The 17885-nt window shown below is 32.4% G+C and carries 19 protein-coding genes, 1 pseudogene and 1 riboswitch; of the genes and pseudogenes, 4 read left to right on the forward strand and 16 right to left on the reverse strand.

Translation table 11 applies throughout. From position 1 onward, the window contains the following. Nucleotides 1–73 precede the first annotated feature (73 nt). Together COC46_RS03295 and lysA are read right to left on the reverse strand one after the other, a co-directional pair. Nucleotides 74–1276 (reverse strand): C40 family peptidase, encoded by a 1203-nt coding sequence (locus COC46_RS03295; RefSeq protein ID WP_098808336.1) that lies wholly within the window; start codon nt 1274–1276, stop codon nt 74–76. Between the two features lie 196 nt (nt 1277–1472). Next, nucleotides 1473–2795, reverse strand: coding sequence for a diaminopimelate decarboxylase (gene lysA, locus COC46_RS03300; RefSeq protein ID WP_098808337.1), 1323 nt, complete (start codon nt 2793–2795; stop codon nt 1473–1475). Nucleotides 2796–2930: 135 nt separating this feature from the next. After that, nucleotides 2931–3104: riboswitch (Lysine riboswitch) on the reverse strand. A 306-nt stretch (nt 3105–3410) separates the two neighbouring features. Between lysA and COC46_RS03305 the strand changes: the two genes are divergently transcribed. Next, nucleotides 3411–4322, forward strand: a complete 912-nt coding sequence (locus tag COC46_RS03305; RefSeq protein ID WP_098808338.1) for a cation diffusion facilitator family transporter — start codon at nt 3411–3413, stop codon at nt 4320–4322. Between the two features lie 79 nt (nt 4323–4401). Here the strand turns inward: COC46_RS03305 and COC46_RS03310 are convergent, their stop codons facing one another. The 4 genes and pseudogenes from COC46_RS03310 to COC46_RS03325 all read right to left on the reverse strand — a co-directional run bounded on the left by COC46_RS03310 (nt 4402) and on the right by COC46_RS03325 (nt 7243). Further along, nucleotides 4402–5058 (reverse strand): VC0807 family protein, encoded by a 657-nt coding sequence (locus tag COC46_RS03310; protein WP_098808339.1) that lies wholly within the window; start codon nt 5056–5058, stop codon nt 4402–4404. A gap of 231 nt (nt 5059–5289) precedes the next feature. Then, nucleotides 5290–5757, reverse strand: coding sequence for a DinB family protein (locus COC46_RS03315; protein ID WP_098808340.1), 468 nt, complete (start codon nt 5755–5757; stop codon nt 5290–5292). A 357-nt stretch (nt 5758–6114) separates the two neighbouring features. Next, a pseudogene (tnpA, locus tag COC46_RS03320) lies at nt 6115–6637 on the reverse strand (IS200/IS605 family transposase). Between the two features lie 219 nt (nt 6638–6856). Further along, entirely contained in the window at nt 6857–7243 is a 387-nt protein-coding gene (locus COC46_RS03325; RefSeq protein WP_098808341.1) for a DoxX family protein, read from the reverse strand. 174 nt (nt 7244–7417) lie between these two features. On the opposite strand from COC46_RS03325, the gene COC46_RS03330 reads away from it, so the two are divergent. After that, nucleotides 7418–8062 carry a TVP38/TMEM64 family protein gene (locus COC46_RS03330; protein WP_098808342.1) on the forward strand — a complete coding sequence of 215 codons (645 nt, stop codon included), beginning with the start codon at nt 7418–7420 and terminating at the stop codon, nt 8060–8062. 112 nt (nt 8063–8174) lie between these two features. After that, a complete protein-coding gene (locus COC46_RS03335) occupies nt 8175–8486 on the forward strand; it encodes a magnetosome magnetite crystal formation protein family (RefSeq protein ID WP_098808343.1) in 312 nt (103 codons plus the stop codon). Between the two features lie 100 nt (nt 8487–8586). Here the strand turns inward: COC46_RS03335 and COC46_RS03340 are convergent, their stop codons facing one another. The 3 genes from COC46_RS03340 to COC46_RS03350 all read right to left on the reverse strand — a co-directional run bounded on the left by COC46_RS03340 (nt 8587) and on the right by COC46_RS03350 (nt 11937). Further along, nucleotides 8587–9474 (reverse strand): TVP38/TMEM64 family protein, encoded by an 888-nt coding sequence (locus tag COC46_RS03340; RefSeq protein ID WP_098808344.1) that lies wholly within the window; start codon nt 9472–9474, stop codon nt 8587–8589. A gap of 386 nt (nt 9475–9860) precedes the next feature. After that, nucleotides 9861–10691 (reverse strand): aldo/keto reductase, encoded by an 831-nt coding sequence (locus COC46_RS03345; protein WP_304362824.1) that lies wholly within the window; start codon nt 10689–10691, stop codon nt 9861–9863. 43 nt (nt 10692–10734) lie between these two features. Next, nucleotides 10735–11937, reverse strand: coding sequence for an MFS transporter (locus COC46_RS03350; protein WP_098808346.1), 1203 nt, complete (start codon nt 11935–11937; stop codon nt 10735–10737). A gap of 421 nt (nt 11938–12358) precedes the next feature. Between COC46_RS03350 and COC46_RS03355 the strand changes: the two genes are divergently transcribed. Continuing rightward, nucleotides 12359–12724 carry a winged helix-turn-helix transcriptional regulator gene (locus COC46_RS03355; RefSeq protein WP_098808347.1) on the forward strand — a complete coding sequence of 122 codons (366 nt, stop codon included), beginning with the start codon at nt 12359–12361 and terminating at the stop codon, nt 12722–12724. A gap of 47 nt (nt 12725–12771) precedes the next feature. Here the strand turns inward: COC46_RS03355 and COC46_RS03360 are convergent, their stop codons facing one another. From COC46_RS03360 to COC46_RS03385, 7 genes are all read right to left on the reverse strand, one after another. After that, nucleotides 12772–13443 carry a DUF4352 domain-containing protein gene (locus COC46_RS03360; RefSeq protein WP_098808348.1) on the reverse strand — a complete coding sequence of 224 codons (672 nt, stop codon included), beginning with the start codon at nt 13441–13443 and terminating at the stop codon, nt 12772–12774. A gap of 64 nt (nt 13444–13507) precedes the next feature. Then, nucleotides 13508–14872, reverse strand: coding sequence for an alkaline phosphatase (locus COC46_RS03365; protein WP_098808349.1), 1365 nt, complete (start codon nt 14870–14872; stop codon nt 13508–13510). Nucleotides 14873–15127: 255 nt separating this feature from the next. Continuing rightward, on the reverse strand, nt 15128–15292 hold the full coding sequence (locus tag COC46_RS22085) for a hypothetical protein (RefSeq protein ID WP_176545042.1): 165 nt from the start codon (nt 15290–15292) through the stop codon (nt 15128–15130). Nucleotides 15293–15401: 109 nt separating this feature from the next. Continuing rightward, complete coding sequence (gene mgsA / locus COC46_RS03370; protein ID WP_098808350.1) at nt 15402–15818, reverse strand: methylglyoxal synthase; 417 nt, start codon at nt 15816–15818, stop codon at nt 15402–15404. A gap of 170 nt (nt 15819–15988) precedes the next feature. Then, nucleotides 15989–16246, reverse strand: a complete 258-nt coding sequence (locus COC46_RS03375) for a sensor histidine kinase (RefSeq protein ID WP_369700011.1) — start codon at nt 16244–16246, stop codon at nt 15989–15991. 328 nt (nt 16247–16574) lie between these two features. After that, nucleotides 16575–16742 (reverse strand): aspartyl-phosphate phosphatase Spo0E family protein, encoded by a 168-nt coding sequence (locus COC46_RS03380; protein ID WP_098808351.1) that lies wholly within the window; start codon nt 16740–16742, stop codon nt 16575–16577. A 94-nt stretch (nt 16743–16836) separates the two neighbouring features. Continuing rightward, nucleotides 16837–17736 (reverse strand): LysR family transcriptional regulator, encoded by a 900-nt coding sequence (locus tag COC46_RS03385; protein ID WP_098808352.1) that lies wholly within the window; start codon nt 17734–17736, stop codon nt 16837–16839. Between the last annotated feature and the right edge of the window lie 149 nt (nt 17737–17885).

Raw genomic sequence — 17885 nt, forward strand, 5'->3', positions numbered from 1 at the left:
TTTTTTTGCTATTTTTTAAGAGAACATAAAAAACCTCGTACCATACTAAATATAATACGAGGTTAATAAACTATTAGAATTTTCCATAGCCTAAGAAGTGAGAACGAACCCAGCTATTGCTTAAGCTGATTACGCCAATTCCCTTACTTCCAGCATGTACCATTTTATTTCCACCAATGTAAATACCCATATGTGAAGGACCATTAATATAAGTATTTTGTAAGAATACTAGGTCACCAGGTTGTGGAGAACTGATTTTTGTAGCTCTACTCCAATATGTTTTTACATTTCCACGAGAGATGCCATATCCATTATGTGAATAGACATACCAAATGAATCCACTGCAATCAAATCCGCTTGGAGAAGTTCCACCAAATACGTAAGGAACACCTTGGTATTTCATAGCAAAATCTACAATTGAATTTCCAGTTGCGGCTGGGCCATCATTATTTGATCCTGGATTAGATCCAGAATTTGAATCTGATTTTGAATCAGAGTTTGAACGTGAGCTAGAATTTGAAGTAGATTTTGCAGCAGTGCTGTTATCACTACTATCATCTTCTTCATCATCACTAGATAAAGCTGCTAGTTCAAGAGATTGTTGCTCAAGACGTTTTACTCTCTCATCTTCTTTTGCATTTTCAAGCTCTTTAACAGCTAACTTTAAGTTAGCTTCTGCAGTATCTAATGACTTTTGTTTTTCAGCTTGTGATTTAGAAAGTTCACTTTGTTGAGCAACTAAATCTTCTTTAGCCGTAACTAAAGATTCTTTCTTTTGATCAACTAATTGTTTTTCTTTCTCTACTTCTGCTTGTTCAGATTTTTGTTCTTTAATAATATTTTCATCAGCTTCAAAAAGTGTTGAAATTGAGTTTACACGATTAAAGAAATCCACGATACTATCTGAATTAAATAATACGTCAGTTACTAAATTAACTTTTGGTTGCTTTTGCATTGCAACTAAACGATCCTCAAGTAATTGATTACGTTTTTCAATTCTACCTTGTAAATATGTAATTCTCGCCTTTTTATCTTTAATAATATCTTCTGTTTCAGCGATTTCTGCTTTTTTTGCTTCTATATTATTCTTAGTTGTTTTAATTTGTTTATCTAATTTTTCTACTTGGCTGCTTAATTCTTTAAATTGTGATTGGAACTTATCTACTTCAGCTTGCTTTTTTTCTACTTTGCTATCAGCTAATACTGAAGCATTTGGCGCTAATGATAATACTATTGTACTTGCAACAGCCAGCGCTGCTAGTTTTTTTCTTAACATTTCAGCGTTCTCCTCTCGCTAATCTACGTATGTATTTATACCATAGATTCACGAAGTAAGTCGCAATTGTTACAATATTGTAATATAAATGATAAATATGTCTTTATATGTCGATAAATTATCATGTTTTATTAAGGAAATCGAAATAAAACACTCCTATTTTTTATAGAAGTGTTTTAACTGTAATTCTTGTAAATTATCTAGTAGAAGAGTTTTCAATGTAAACTCTGTCGTTTCTAACTAAATCTTCATATGTTTCTCGACGAACTACTTCTCTTGAAACACCATCTTTAACAAAGACTACCGCCGGGCGACGAATACGGTTATAGTTATTAGCCATTGAATAGCCATAAGCACCTGTACATGATACAGCTAATAAATCATTACTTTCTACAACAGGTAATTTACAATCCCAAATTAACATGTCTCCACTTTCACAGCATTTACCTGCGATTGATACAACTTCTTTATTCTCATCACTTGCTCGATTTGCAAGCATTGCTTCATATTTTGATCCGTACAGTGCCGGACGAATATTATCAGTCATTCCCCCATCAACAGATACATATTTACGAATTGAAGGAAGATTTTTTGTTGAACCAATCGTATAAAGTGTTGTTCCAGCCTCTCCAACAATACTACGGCCAGGCTCTAACCATAATTCCGGTAGTTTGTAATCTAGCTCTTCACATTGTTGTTTTATAATAGAAGTAATTTTATCGATATGTGTGGCAACAGCTAAAGGTTCGTCCTCTGAAGTATATCGAATTCCGAAGCCTCCACCTACGTTTAATATTTCAGCTGTATAGCCTAAATCATTTTTTAGTCCATTTAAAAAGCTCATTAAAACATTGATTGCATGAACGAATCCATCTGGCTCAAAAATTTGTGATCCTATATGTGAATGTATTCCTAATAATTTAAGGTTGTTTGAATTTAATGAAACTTCAACTGCTTCATTAGCTTGCCCAGACATGATGTCGAATCCAAATTTAGAATCTTCTTGCCCTGTCATCACATATTCATGTGTATGTGCTTCTACACCTGGTGTAACACGTAATAAAATTGAAACCTCTTCATCTCGTTGCTCAGCTAATGCCTGTAATACTTCTAATTCAAAGAAGTTATCTACTACAAAACAACCAATTTTTGCATTTAAAGCTTCCTCAATTTCTTCGATTGTTTTGTTGTTCCCATGGAAGTGTATTTTCTCAGCTGGATAACCTGCTTGCAAGGCTGTATATAACTCTCCACCAGATACAACATCTAAACATAATCCTTCTCTTTCTATTAAACGGGCTTGTTCAACACATAAGAACGCTTTACTAGCATAAGCAACTTGATATTTCATTCCAGTTTCTTTTAAAGCTTCATGAAATTCCCTACATTTTGATTCGATTAATGCTTCGTCATAAATGTATAGAGGCGTCCCATACTTTTGGGCTAATTCTACTGTGTCACAACCTCCGATTTCCAGATGTCCTTCATTATTAATTCGGCTATTACCATGTAAATACATTCGTTTTCTCCCTTCAAACCTAAATGTAAGATCATTCTAAGAAGCTTCCTTCAATGTATTAGTGTATTAAAAAAGACACATGAAGGATATGTTCATGTGCCTATCACCTTTAAAAAAGGAATTAGCCAATCACATCTCTTCAATAGCTCTTCACAAACACATGTGACAGTACCACATTTATTAAATGTAGTCCCAGAAATAAAATGTGTGGCAATTTATTTCTTCGGCATAGGATCCTTTCTCATTTCGTCTTAGAACCCACAGTTCTCTTAAATGATACTCATATACAATGCAACCTCTACGAATAGACTGTTATTTTTTATATTAGTCTATGTATAACACAGTCTAAAAATAGATGTCAAACCATTTTTGAAAATATTTGTCGATTTATATTTACTTCCATACACAGCTTTTCCTTTTCAAAATAGTATCTATACTATAGAATATGTTTGATATGAGAGAAAAGGTGATTTAAAAATGAAAAATCATTTCAATAAAAATAAATCAAATAGAAAAAAAACAAACCACTAACAAACTGTTAGTGGTTTTTCTTTTTTGTTGCCTTATTACAAAACTCTTAACTTAAGTAGAAAAAATTGGACAGGGGTGAATAGATTGCGTTCAAGCAAAATAGCAGTACTTTCAATATGCAGTAACACATTCATCGTTTTATTAAAATTAATAGTTGGAATCTTTACCGGTTCAGTAGCTATCATCTCCGAAGCAATCCATTCTTTACTGGACTTAGTTGCTTCAGTAATTGCATTTTTCTCTATAAAAATTTCAAACAGACCACCTGATGAGGACCATCCGTATGGTCATGGCAAGTTTGAAAATATCTCTGGTACGGTCGAAACAATCTTAATTTTTGTAGCTGGTATATGGATTATCTTTGAATCCGTTGAAAAACTTCTTCATCCTACTCCAATTAAGTTACCAATGATTGGTGTAGTCGTCATGTTAGTTGGAGCGTTAATCAATTGGCGAGTAGGAAAAATCGTTCAAAAAGTAGGAAAGGATACTCATTCTGTTGCAATGCAATCAAATGCTTTACATTTATTAACAGACGTCTATTCATCACTAGGAGTCGCAGTTAGTTTAGTTTTAGTAAGTCTTACTGGTTGGGGATTTCTTGATGCTTTGATCGGAATTGGAATTGCCATTTATATAATGAAGGAATCGATTGAACTAGGTCGTAAATCGTTCACCCCTCTACTTGATACAGGACTATCTCCTGATGAGTTAAAACAAATTGAAAATGTATTATATTCTTTTAAATCTCAATTTATAGAGTATCATGACTTGCGCACGAGACGTTCGGGTGCCGAAGAGCATATTGATTTCCATTTAGTATTACCATCACACATGAGCATTGAAGAAGCCCACTTATTATGTGACAAAATTGAAGATGAAATAAAAAAAGTTTTAGTAGAACCTAAAATATTAATTCACGTCGAGCCCGAAAATGAGAGAATACAAAAACTTGATATCTTAAATGCAGGATCAAGAAAAATGCAGAAATTGTAGGAATTTGAAATTCATTAATGGTACAGATAAATTAATAAAACCACAAGGAATTCCTTGTGGTTTATCTTCATATTACTAATTAAATAATAATTTCATCAGAGGATTGTTCTGAATCGTCCCCTTTTAATTTTTGAGCTCTCATTGTAACAATTGCATAGCCAATCGCCATGATGATACCAAATACATATCCTCCCACTGTAAATATAATTGTACGTGAGTAATACGCTTTTAAACCATACGTATCAACCATCCACCATTGCCCAATAGCAAATACGATATCTTTAACAATCCACGCAATAAACAAATATTGAAACACTTTAAATAGTGATGGTTGTTTATATAACTTCTTACTTTCTTCACGATCTTGCCCCTGAATTGCAGCAATATCAATCATAAAATAATATGGTAATGGTTTTTTTAAGGCCAATAAAATTAAAAATACTCCGACAAGAGCAAAGTGATAATACACATTATACACAATTAAGTTTTTAGCAGAACCTAGTGCTAACAAATCAACCACGGTGCTAACAGTTAATGTTGAGATGATAAAAATACCAGTTACATTAAACTGTTTTGTATACCAGAAACGAAATAAAGTATATAAAATCCCTGGAACCGTCGGAAGGAGCATTGCCCAATAATCGCTAAAATAATGCTGTAAAACTTTATATAAAACAAGTGGAAATACTAAATACAAAATTAGATCGTAAATAATTAAATTACTTTCTTTCTTCATAATATATAACCTCGTTCTTTTTAGGCATTTTTCGTAATATTTTTGAGTTTTTCTATTCTACAAAAAAACAAAGATCAATTAGAAAAGAGCCATATTTTATTTTGAATTACCATAATTTTCAATCATTCAAATCAGCAGATGGTTAAACTTGATTATAACAAAAAAACCTAGGAGCATAAACTCCTAGATTTAGTACGTGGACAAAAGATCAAAAAAAAAGCTTTATTTTCTCTATTTGCCAAGTGATCTTTTTAAACCATTTATTAGTCCTGTATGTAATCCTTCATGGAAAATATTAAAGCTAATCATATCTCGAACAGTCTTGATTTCAAAACTACCTAGTTTCATTTCTTTTGGAATGACTTCATCTAAACGACCTTCATATGTAGAAATTACTTGTTCAACTTGCTGTTCTAATAATGTAATGATTTCCTCGTAAGCTGGTGGCTCCTCTTGCCAGTCACTTGGTTTAGTCCCACCTTTGAAAAAATCAATGAAGTCCTTAGAAAGTTGGCCAGTTTCACCAGTATTAGTATAAAGTAATTGCTCGTATGCCCCTAAGACATGACCAGCATTCCAACGAATATTATTATTGAATCCTGCTGGAATTACATCCACAACTTCCTTTGAAATTGAGCTAAGTGCTCTCAATGTGTAAGCTCTAGTAAACCTGAGCTGCTCAAAAATCGCTTCTGCCATCTCGATCCCTCCATTTTGATTATTATTAATCTTATCGTATCACGAATGAGGGATATTTTTCATGAAAAAGTTGATAGTCCCATATTTGAGCTGGTCATACCAGTGTTAAGGTCTGTTTTGGCGATAATTAGGCGTGTTCTACAATATTTAAGCCTACTTTAGCAATAATTAAGCCAGTTCTACCATTATTTAAGCCGTGTTAACAAAGTGTTCGTGCTTTTTGATTTTAATTCTACTATATTTTCAGCTCACAGAAGTCGTCTTATATAAGACAGACCGCTTTATGAACAAAAAATAGAGTTTTATGAACTAAACTCCGTAGTTTATGAACTAAATACCCTACTTTATGCACAAAGTTCACAGCTTTATGAACAAAGTACATATTTTGTTCGTATTTTCCATCTCCAAAACTACTGCCTTTTTTACTGGCTCACCCGTAAACGGATCAATAAATTCTTTCATACTTAATTGATCTCCTGCTAAATCATCTTGTAGTTGATTCCTTATGTATTCTGAAATTACTTTTTTATTTCGGCCTACTGTATCTACATAATATCCTCTACACCAAAATTGTCGATTCCCATATTTATATTTCAAATTTGCGTGACGATCAAAAATCATTAATGAATTTTTACCTTTTAAATATCCCATAAATTGTGAAACGCCCATTTTAGGTGGAATACTTACCAACATATGTATGTGGTCTACACATGCCTCAGCTTCAATAATTTCTACTCCTTTATACTCGTAATAGTTTCCTTAAAATCTGACCAATTTCTCTTTTTAATTTTCCATAGATCACTTGTCTTCTGTATCTTGGTGCAAAGACTATGTGATATTTACAATTCCATTTACTGTGTGCTAGGCTATTATTATCCATGGATAATATTCCTCCTTGATTAATTAAATTTGGTTGGCCGACCGGGTTTAATTATATCAAGGAGGTTTTATTTTGTTCAAAGCTAAAAGCTTTTTAGAACCACCGGCCTAGCCGGTGGTTTTCGTTATACAACAAAAAAGAAGGCCTCAATAGATAAGGCCATCTTTAAGTGTCTATAAAAACCAATAATTTACATATTAAAACTAATAAAATACGAGTCTAGAATAAAACCATTGATCCTGGCCCTGTCAATAATAAACCTACTGCTGCTGCTATAATTAATAGATTAAATTCAAATCCGTTTGAACTATTCCAGAATCCATTTTTTATGTGAACCTTTATGACGGCTACTGCCATAACTAATATAATCAACCATGCTCCGATTTCTGTATATACACCTGCCGCTACAAATAATCCACCTACAATTTCTGCTGCTCCTGTTATAAAAGCAAAAAATGCACCAGGTTTGATGCCAATCGACTCTAACCATTGTCCAGTTCCTTTAATACCATAACCACCAAACCAACCAAATACTTTTTGTACCCCATGAGCTAATAAAATAATTCCTAAAACAAGTCTAATAATTAATAAACCTTCATCAAGCATATCTCCACCTCAATTCTCTTTGATTTGAGATATTCAGTGCTTATTAATTTTTATTCTTTTTTTGACATGATTATGACCTTTATTATTAATTTTTAAAAATGAATCAGTTTTCTTATCTATGAGGAATAGAATACTATAACAGAAGATTTCTAACTTAAAAGGAGAGCAGAGATCATGAAAAAAGTCGTTCCAATCATTGTAATCGGCTTTTGGATTTTAATGCTACTACTGGCAATTCGATATCATTTATTTCATTTGTCTTTGAATGATATAAAACACTTTATTGCAAATTCCTCTATGAATCCGATGCTATTATTTGTCGCTATTTTCTGCGCTAGAATTTTTCTATTTATTCCTAGCTCTGCATTAATTGTAGTAGGTAGTTTATTTTTTCGCCCATTTGAAACCATTCTCTTATCTTTAATTGGAATGGTCATCACAGAAACAATTATTTACTTATTAAGTAGAAGTATTTTAAGTAATACGATCCAGCAATTCATGGAAAATAAGTATCCTTCTTTATTTAAAGAGATTATTTCGAATCGAAAGAAATACTTATTTTTAACAGTTGCGACTCCTCTAGCTCCGACTGATGGCGCATGTTTTATTGCTGCTTCGACGAATATGAAATATTTGTCTTATATTGCAATTGTTTTTGCTGGTAATATTCCGATCGCCGTTCTTTATACCTTATATGGTAACTTCTTGCTTGGTTCACCATGGATTACAATCAGTATAACTGCTACTATTATTGTCACCTTTTTCGTTTATGTTTCCTTAAAAAAGAGACAAAAAAAGGATACCCATTTCTCAGCTTAAACATTTTCGAATGAAGTAATTTCAAAAATCGTTATAAATAAATCGATTTTTATATATAAATTAAACTATACTATTAATAATTAAAATTTTATAAGAAACAGAGGTAAAGAAAATGGAAGCAAATAAGATTTTGTCCTCATTATGTTATTTTAGTGTATTCTTCGCACCTTTTTTATTCCCAATAATTGTTTATTTTGTAGCAAAGGATCAACAACTAAAATCTCATTCTAAACGCGCTTTTTTTTCACATATACTCCCATTTCTAACAATTATTATTTTAGCGCTTATATCGCTTTTCACGTTTAATACGTTTGGTGATGGCGCAAGTTTTGCTATTATTGGCGGGTTTATTTTAGCATTTATCGTTAACTTAATTGTATTTATATGGAATATTGTTCAAGGTATTAAAGTTCTAATCGGATAGTAGCACAATAAATAGGTTATATTTCTACATTATTTCTCAGGAAATTTTTAATTTCGACAACAAAAAAGGCGATGTAAGGATAAAACCTTATATCGCCTTTTTATTCCCCTTGTGAAGCCACATAAGCTTCTTTTGAATTAGTTCGTTTAATTGATTTCTTAATAATTAATGATAAGGCTAGGATGCATGCCACTAATATCGAGCCCGCCAGTGCTATTTGCGAAGTGGTTAAGGAAAAGAATTTAGCCAGATATACAGAGTATGATAGTAGAGAAGATGTTATCAATTTTGAAATTGAAGCAATTAAGATAAACTTTTTAAAGGATACTTTACTAATACCTGCTCCGACACAAATAATTTCATCGGGTAAAATTGGAATGATGAACATTAAGGTCAAAATAATTGTTTCATTCTTTTTGACATATTCCTGGTATTTTTGTAACTGTTTTTCTTTAACAAACTTTGAAACTAATTTATGTCCACCTATTCTTGCTAGAAAATACATAATAACAATACCTAAAGTTGAACCTAGAAATCCAATTACCGCTCCGGAAAAAGAGCCAATTACAGCACTACCCGCTGGAATCGTAATCGCTTCTGGTAAAGGTAAAATTATCGGTTGAAATAAACAGATTAAGAAAAATAATAATTTCGCAGTAGTAATATGACTGGTTAGTATTCGTTCAATTCCGTACTGATCTACGAATACTAAAAATTTACTAACATAAAATATTATTTCTACTACCGATATACAAAGAAGTAAGCTAATAAACGCTATTTTTGTAACCTTTAAAAGTTTTTTGCGATTCGATACGATAAGATAAAAATCTAGTAGCAGAATTCCCATAATCGCAAAAATAAATGATATTTTATAGATTGTCACTACAGTAGGTAAACTAATGATTAATATTAAGATTAAAATTGTAGCTAATATGATATGTAGCGTTAGTTCTTTCATCGTATTAAACTGTTTATTGTCTTTCCTCAAAAAAATCAACTCCTCTACTACTGCTCGACCATTCTCCAGTATTTTTTATTTACTATATTAATAGTAATAAATTGGTATACAATTTGAAACGCACTTAAGTATTAGACTTAGTAAGACTTAAGTCTTACTTCAGATGTTGACAGGTGTTATAAATCAGTTTCAAATCAAATTTTTTGAGACTTTGTCTACATATCGATGTCTGAAATTGAGGAAGTACTATCTAAATGAATATGTTCTATTCGAATATTCGACTCTTACTATAAAATGCCTCTATGGTTTAGATATAATTTATTTATTTTGTTAAAAAATGTGACAATTAAATACAGATATTCTACATACTCAAAAGGCTGTCATTTTTTTGACAGCCTTTTGTTTTTATGATTAGATTAGAAATCGAAATTGTCAGGGTCTGGACCTACACGGTGGTTTTGGTTCAGAGCGTCGATTCGATTCATGTCTTCTTGTGTTAGTTCAAAATCGAAAATATTTGCGTTTTCTTGAATACGGTGTTCTTTAATCGATTTCGGTATGATTACAACGCCGTTTTGTAAATGCCAGCGTAATACAACTTGAGCAATTGATTTATTATGTTTGTTTGCAATTTCTAATAAAGTTTCGTTTTCAAATAGACCTCCTTGCATTAACGGAGCCCATGCTTCTACTTGAATTGAATTTTCTTTTAAGAATTTTCTTAGTTCAACTTGGCTTAGCATCGGATGTAATTCTACTTGATTGACCATAGGCATTATTTCAGCATTAGCCATTACTTCTTTTAAGTGATGAATTTGGAAGTTACTCATTCCGATCGCTTTTACTTTTCCATTTTTATATAGTGTTTCTAGTGCTTTCCATGTATCAACATATTTGCCTTCTACTGGCCAATGGATTAAATAAAGATCTAAATAATCAAGACCTAGTTTTTTCAAACTTAATTCAAATGCATCAATTGTTGATTGGTAGCCAAGATCAGCATTCCAAACTTTTGATGTAATAAATAAATCTTCACGTTTAAGACCATTTTCCTCAAGTGCTTCCCTAATTCCTTGACCTACACCTTCTTCGTTTTGATAAATCGCTGCAGTATCAATACTACGATAACCATTTCGGATTGCAGCCTTGACTGAATCAATTACAACTTGACCGTCCTCTACTTGGAAAACCCCTAAACCTATAACAGGCATTTCTAAACCATTGTTTAATTTAACTAGATTATTCATTTTCATATCTCCTCTATTTTCTTATTATTTTTTTAAAATTAATTTACTTTCTCTTTTCTAAAGAAGCACTCCAGATGCTTAGTAAAACTGCTCCTAAAACCATAACTCCACCAATCCATGGTGTATGGATCAAGCCGATTGTATCTACAACTAAACCACCAATAAAGGCTCCAATTGCAATACCTACATTGAAAGCTGCTATATTTAACGCTGATGCAATATCTACAGCAGATGGGACATACTTTTCTGCTAATTTCACAACATAAATTTGTAGACCAGGTACATTCATAAAAGCAAGTAAGCCTAGGAAGAAAATCGTCACAATTCCAACTAGTTTAAATGGTGCCGTAAACGATAGAATCACGAGAATAATTGCTTGTGCAGCAAACATCCAAGTTAATGCTTTTAAAGGATTTTTATTAGCTGCTTTACCACCTAATGTATTACCAAGTGCTACTGCAATTCCATAAACAAGTAAGATGATGCTTACAGAGCTTGGCGCAAAACCAGTAATTTTTTCAAGGATTGGTGCTAAATAAGTGAATGCTACAAATGTACCTCCGTATCCTAATGCTGTAATAGCAAAGGCTAAAAGTAATGGTCCATTAGTTAAAACTTTCAAGTTATCACTAATTTTTGAAGCTGGTGGCTGTTTGATTGTTTTTGGGACTAATAGTGCAATTGCGATGATTGCAATAATACCTAGTATTGCCACAGCCCCAAAAGTTGATCTCCATCCAAAATGCTGACCAATAAATGTACCTAATGGAACGCCCGTTACAGTCGCAACAGTCAATCCAGTAAACATAAATGCAATCGCACTTGCCCGTTTATTTTCAGGTACTACATCAGCTGCAATTGTTGAACCAATTGAAAAGAAAACACCATGTGAAAATGAAGTAATTATTCTTGCTACTAATAAAAGGCCAAAGCTAGTAGAAAAAGCGGCAACACTATTTCCTACTATAAAGATAACCATTAATAGCATTAATAACGATTTTCGACCGATTTTATTAGTTAGTGCTGTTAATATTGGTGCTCCAAATGCAACACCCATTGCATAACCGGAAATTAATAAACCTGCTAATGTAATTGATATATTTAAATCACTAGCTAGTGTTGATAACAAACCAACGGGAACAAATTCAGTTGTTCCGATCCCAAATGCACTAATGGCAAGAGCCATTAACGCGGGAGTGCCACTTTTTTTCTCTTGTACTTTAATCGAAGCAGCAGTCGAACTCATATAGAGATTCCTCCTTGTTATTATGATTTTTATGGTTAGTTTGAATACAAAGAAACATGGCGCCTGAATAAAGTCTCTTTGCCATTCAAAACATAAATGAAATGAAAAAGTAAAAGATTAACGACTTCCTTTATACATTTAAGTAAAATGGAAAAAATACTTTTTATAATTTGTTAATCAATTAACTATTGTCATTATGAGCGATAGGAATAATTTAGAGAAGTATGCACTTTGAAGTGATATAGTTACTTTTTAGTAACATTTATGTGAGTAAAGGTTAAAATCATCGAAAATTATTCTAATTAATTTTATATCGGACTAGAAACTACACAGTTTATGAAGAGAATGTTATGATATTTAAATCATTAAAAATTTATAGTGTTGGCCGTTTTGTATAAAGATGAACGAAGGAGCGGAGAAAATGAAAAAATACAATATTCCCGTCGAGGCTTCATTAGACGTAATCGGTGGTAAATGGAAGGTAGTCATACTTTGTCATTTGACAAAAGGAACGAAAAGAACTTCTGAATTAAAAAAATTAATGCCAAACATTACTCAAAAGATGTTAACTCAGCAATTGAAAGAATTGCAGGAAGATAATATCGTTCATCGAAAAGTATTCAATCAGGTTCCCCCAAAAGTAGAATATTCCTTAACTGATTATGGAGAGTCTTTAAAAGAAGTTTTAGATTTGCTATGTACTTGGGGAGAAAATCATATCGAACAAATGTATCCCGACAAAAATGAAGTACTTCTTCCCCAAGTTGAGGACGAAGTAACCTTATAATAAAAACTCCTTTTTCTATTTTGAGAAAGGAGTTTTATTCTGCATTCCTACTTAATATCTACTTTTATTTTTTTTGCTTTGGCAATTATTTTATGTTGATCATCTAATACATCACTAGTAGTTAGCTCAATCCATTTCAAGCCCGGATCAGTATGATCTACAATAAATCCCATTGCTCCTTGTTTTGAACCATTAGGAGTGATTTCCCCGCCTAAATATTCAATGTAGAAGTCATCTTTAAATTCCTTTACTTCCTTATTACTGGTCATCAAATGAGCTACTGGACCAAAATGTAATTGTTTATTCGAGTGATTAATCATTTCTACTTCTACCTTTATAAATCGGAAACTTTCATAGCTTTCTGTATAATAATGAAAATAATCCATTAAAGAATACGTCGGTAAGTTTTTCATAAGTTTTATATGCTTAATTTTCATTTCGATTGGACCAACTGAGTAAGACTTATTTAATGAAGCAATTCCTTCTAATGTAACTTCACCTTTTTCATCTTTAAGTGTTTGACCTTTTAGAAGCAAACCTGTATCATCTGAAACCTGTGGGTTTGGAATATATACATCATTTAAAGACTTTGCTCGGTTTTTGGATACTGTAGAGACCTTTTTTATATTTTCGGCTGAAACAGTTGTTTTCTCTTTTTGAACGAAGCTACACCCTGAAAGCATAAAAGAAAGTAAAATAAATGGAATCAACTTTTTCATATAAATCCCCTTTCATTCTTAAATCCCGTTAAATAGCATCATTTAACGGGACTTTATTGTTTACTTATTTACCATTCTTTAAAATTCTAAAGATGTTTTTTGCTTGGTCAGTATTATCGATCTTCCCTGCAAATAATTGACTGCCAGGACCATATGCATAAACGTTTACGTCTTCACCTGTGTGACCACCAGTAGTCCAACCAGTTACAGAACGATTATCAAATATTGCTTCGATTGCATTATCGATCTCTAACGTATTTTTTGACACGGCCGCTGTTTTAACTGATTGAATCTCTTCAGGCTTCAATTCTAATTTAATAGTAGATTTTAATATTTTTTCTACATCTGCGCCTTTACTAATCTGTTCAGCCATGAAATCAGGTGTACGTTTAGCTGCGGCAATCGGAGCTCCATGCCAATTGTAATCACCTTTTGCGCCAATAGAATATCCACCTGTTGAGTGGTCAGCAGTTGCTACAACTAATGTATGCTTGTCCTTTTTGGCAAATGCGATTGCAGCTTTAAATGCTTTTTCAAAGTCTTCCATTTCACTCATTGCCGAAACGATATCATTGTCATGTCCAGCCCAATCAATTTGGCTACCTTCTACCATTAAAAAGAATCCATCTTTATCTCTGCTTAATTTATTAATTGCTGTATTTGTCATATCGCTTAGTGAAGGCATCGAGTCTTCACGATCGATCATCTTGGGCATTCCACCTTGTGCGAACAAGCCTAGCATTTTATTGTTTTTATCTTTTAACATTTGGTTTTTATTCGTTACATAAGAGTAGCCATCTTTTTTAAATAACTTTGTTAAATTACGATCTTCACGTACAAAGTTACTTAATCCTCCTCCCAGCATGACATCTATTTTATGTCCACCTTTAATTAGTTCATCGTAGTAATCATCCGCAATCGCATTCATATTTTTACGACTTACATCATGAGCACCATAAGACGCTGGTGTAGCATGTGTAATTTCTGAAGTAGCTACTAGACCTGTCGCTTTTCCTTTTTCTTTTGCTGCCTCTAGAACAGTTTTTACTTTTGTCCCATCATTATCTACACCAATCGCTGCATTATAGGTTTTAACTCCCGCTGACATAGCTGTTGCCGCTGCAGCTGAGTCAGTAATATTTTGCATTGGGTCCTCAGGATATGTCATTTGTTGACCAACTAAATAGTGATCAAATTCAGTTTGTTCGACTACTTTCGTTTTTGGATTGTCCTTAAAATAACGATAAGCTGTAGTGTATGAAACACCCATTCCATCACCAATTAAAAAGATTACATTCCTAATTTCATTCTTGTTTGTTTCTTTAGCTTGTACTTCATGATTCGCAAACGAACCAATAAATGTACCAAATGCCATCGTTGAAAGCACAGCCACTGGAATTAATTTTTTCGTAAGTCTGTTTCTAAACATTAAAAAATCCCCCTTAAAATAAAAGAATTATTAGAATTTACTTTTTAATTTTAATGAGATTTTGTTAATTTAATTAAGAGTATATGTAAAGAAAAAATAAAGAATTGTTTTTATTAAATTAATTTTAACTTTTGCATCTTGGTCTAATGTATAACGTATCAGTCTAATAAAAAAAAAGATTGGACAATGTATTTATTACATGTTGTACAATCTTTTTTACTATACTTTTGAAACCCTATTTTTCTTGCCTCTAAATTAACTCCCGTGTCTCCATTTAGTTGGCTTTCCTGATGAAGGGCAATTCGGAAACTTTTGTCCCGCTTGTAATTCAATATTCTCCCCGTCTGCATCAGTATAACGGCCAGTGATCATTACAGTTTCGCCTGTATTATGCGTATGTCCAAATCCTTGATTATCCATCATAATCCTCCTTTTCAATTGCACTAGAATTACTTTTTCCTTCATCAAGGGTAAATATTCGATTTCTTAATCGTTTTTATAGCGATTCTTATTGATATAGTCCATTTTTCTACCGTTCCCTAATTTGCTTTTCATGCACGATGTTTCTCCATTTTAGGTCCCCGCGTTCTAAACCATGAATTAAAATTTCTGCAGTACCCATGTTCGTTGCTAAAGGAATTGAGTATACGTCACATAAGCGAATTAAAGCCAAAATATCTGGTTCATGTGGCTGCGCTGTTAGTGGATCACGAAAGAAGATAACGATATCCATCAAATTCTTCGCTATTAAAGCACCTATTTCCTGATCTCCACCAAGAGGACCAGAATTAAATCGATGTATATTTAGTTTTGTACTTTCCATGATTTTTGTTCCAGTTGTTCCTGTAGAATATAACTCGTGTTTAGATAAAATAGATTCATATGCCATCGCAAAATTTACTAAATCATTTTTCTTTTGATCGTGCGCAATGAAAGCAATTTTCAAGGTCAACATTCCTTTCTATTAGGAAAAATGGAATTCAAGTTTCGGCATTTGTTTATCATTTGAATAGAAACGACACCAATCAAGTAAAACCATTGATTTTTTTTACTTTAGCTTAGCTATTGTACTCTTTCAATTTTAGAATGTAAATTTCGTAAATTGATAAAATCGTCTTACACCTTTTTACGATTAACATTAGAAGTTGGAATTCGTAATGTAAACGTACTTCCTTTTCCAATTTCGGTAGTTACATGTATAGTTCCATTATGGATTTCTACGATCCATTTTGCAATCGCCAAGCCTAAGCCATGGCGTCCAATTTGTCTGGATCTTGATTTATCAGATCGATAAAAACGGTCAAATATTCGAGTATGGTCTTCCAGTTTAATCCCAATACCCGTATCTGTTACTTGTAGATAAATCATTTCCATTATTCGAAATACCTAACTGTACCTCTCCTCCACTAGTTACATTGCGATAGATGTGATTTTGTATGCAATAAAAAAGAGACCATCGTAAACAGCCTCCTTTTTGCGATTATAGTTCAACTTTACTTGGTTTTCTTATTACAACACGCTCATCAACTTCACTAATATGAAAGTCATCTTTTGTGGGGATGAAGTTTTCGTCGGTAATTTCGATCATTACTTTACACTCTCTTCTCATTTTGTAATTTCAAATTTGCCCTTAGTTTTAATTTGGATTTATTGATATGAATTCATTCTTAATTTTTTGATTTTTGATGACTAATGTAACGAATTACTTAATCTTTTGCTTTATAGTTTTTTCGTACTTATTTAATAAGTAATCCAAATTCTGACTTATTTTTATTACCTCTGGATAAGAAAGAGAATTTCTCTGAGTTAAATTGATCATTAGTAAACGTAGGTTTTCAATCTCTTCCAGTAATTTCTTTTCTTTATACATCCCCAGGTTACCTCTTAATCTTCGAACTTTTTGTTTTCAAATTCAAGTCTATTTTTGTAGTAAGAAAGGCATTAAGTAAATGAATTCGATCCCCTTATATAAGACTTTCTATCTGATTATATTTATCTATATGTGAATTCAATAAACTTCTAAAAATATTGGCGGCTGAACCAATCCTCTTTTCCTTATGATGAATAATCGTTATTTTTCTTTGTAAAGTAGGATTTATCTTTATTGCAGCTAATTGTCCATTATCTTCACTATGATATAGTGTTTTTGATATGATTGTAGCTCCAATACCTTGCTTAACCAAACTAACGATCGATTTTGTATCAGTTGATTCAATAATTGGTTCGATTATGATGCCTGACTTTCCACAAACCGAATCAAACCATTTTCTAAAACAGTGATCTTTAGGATTTAATATGAAAGGTATTTTTTCAATATCTTTTATATCTAGTTCATTTTCGTTAGCTAATTTATGCTCAGAATGTACAACAAGATAAAACTCCTCTTCGTACAATGAAATAATATTTAATCCGTCATCCTCTAGTGGCATAATTGTCAATGCTAAATCAAATTCGTTTTGTTTTATTTTTTCAACAACGTCTTCTAATACAAAAAATTGTAACTGTATATGTGGATACATGGAATGAAACTCAAGTAATGCCAGTAAGGCAACATGGCTTAAATCGCCTGAAAGTGCACCAATAATTAACTTACCTCTACTAAGTTTTTGTAATTCCTGCAATTGTTCATTAGCACCTTTGATTGTATTAAAAATTTGACGAGAGTGTTCTAGTAAGATCTTACCAGCTTCGGTAAGTGCTATTTTTTTTCCTAATCGATCAAAAAGTCTAATTCCAATTTCATCTTCTAAAGCTTTAATTTGATAGCTTAATGTTGGTTGCCCTATCCCTAGTTTATCCGCAGTCTTAGTAAAATGCATTTCCTCACATATTGCCATAAAATATTCTAATTGCTTCAACTCCATGTTTTTCACCACCTTTGTCTTATTTTTATTAGTAAGGATGTAAGCTTCACGATCTATCAATAAGGTGTTCACCATACTGTCAAATATGGAGTACACCTATTTAAGACACTATTGATTTGGTACGAGTACTACGTATGACTATTTGAGTA

It is taken from the genome of Bacillus sp. AFS041924 (assembly GCF_002577195.1).
Taxonomy (GTDB): domain Bacteria; phylum Bacillota; class Bacilli; order Bacillales; family Bacillaceae_G; genus Gottfriedia.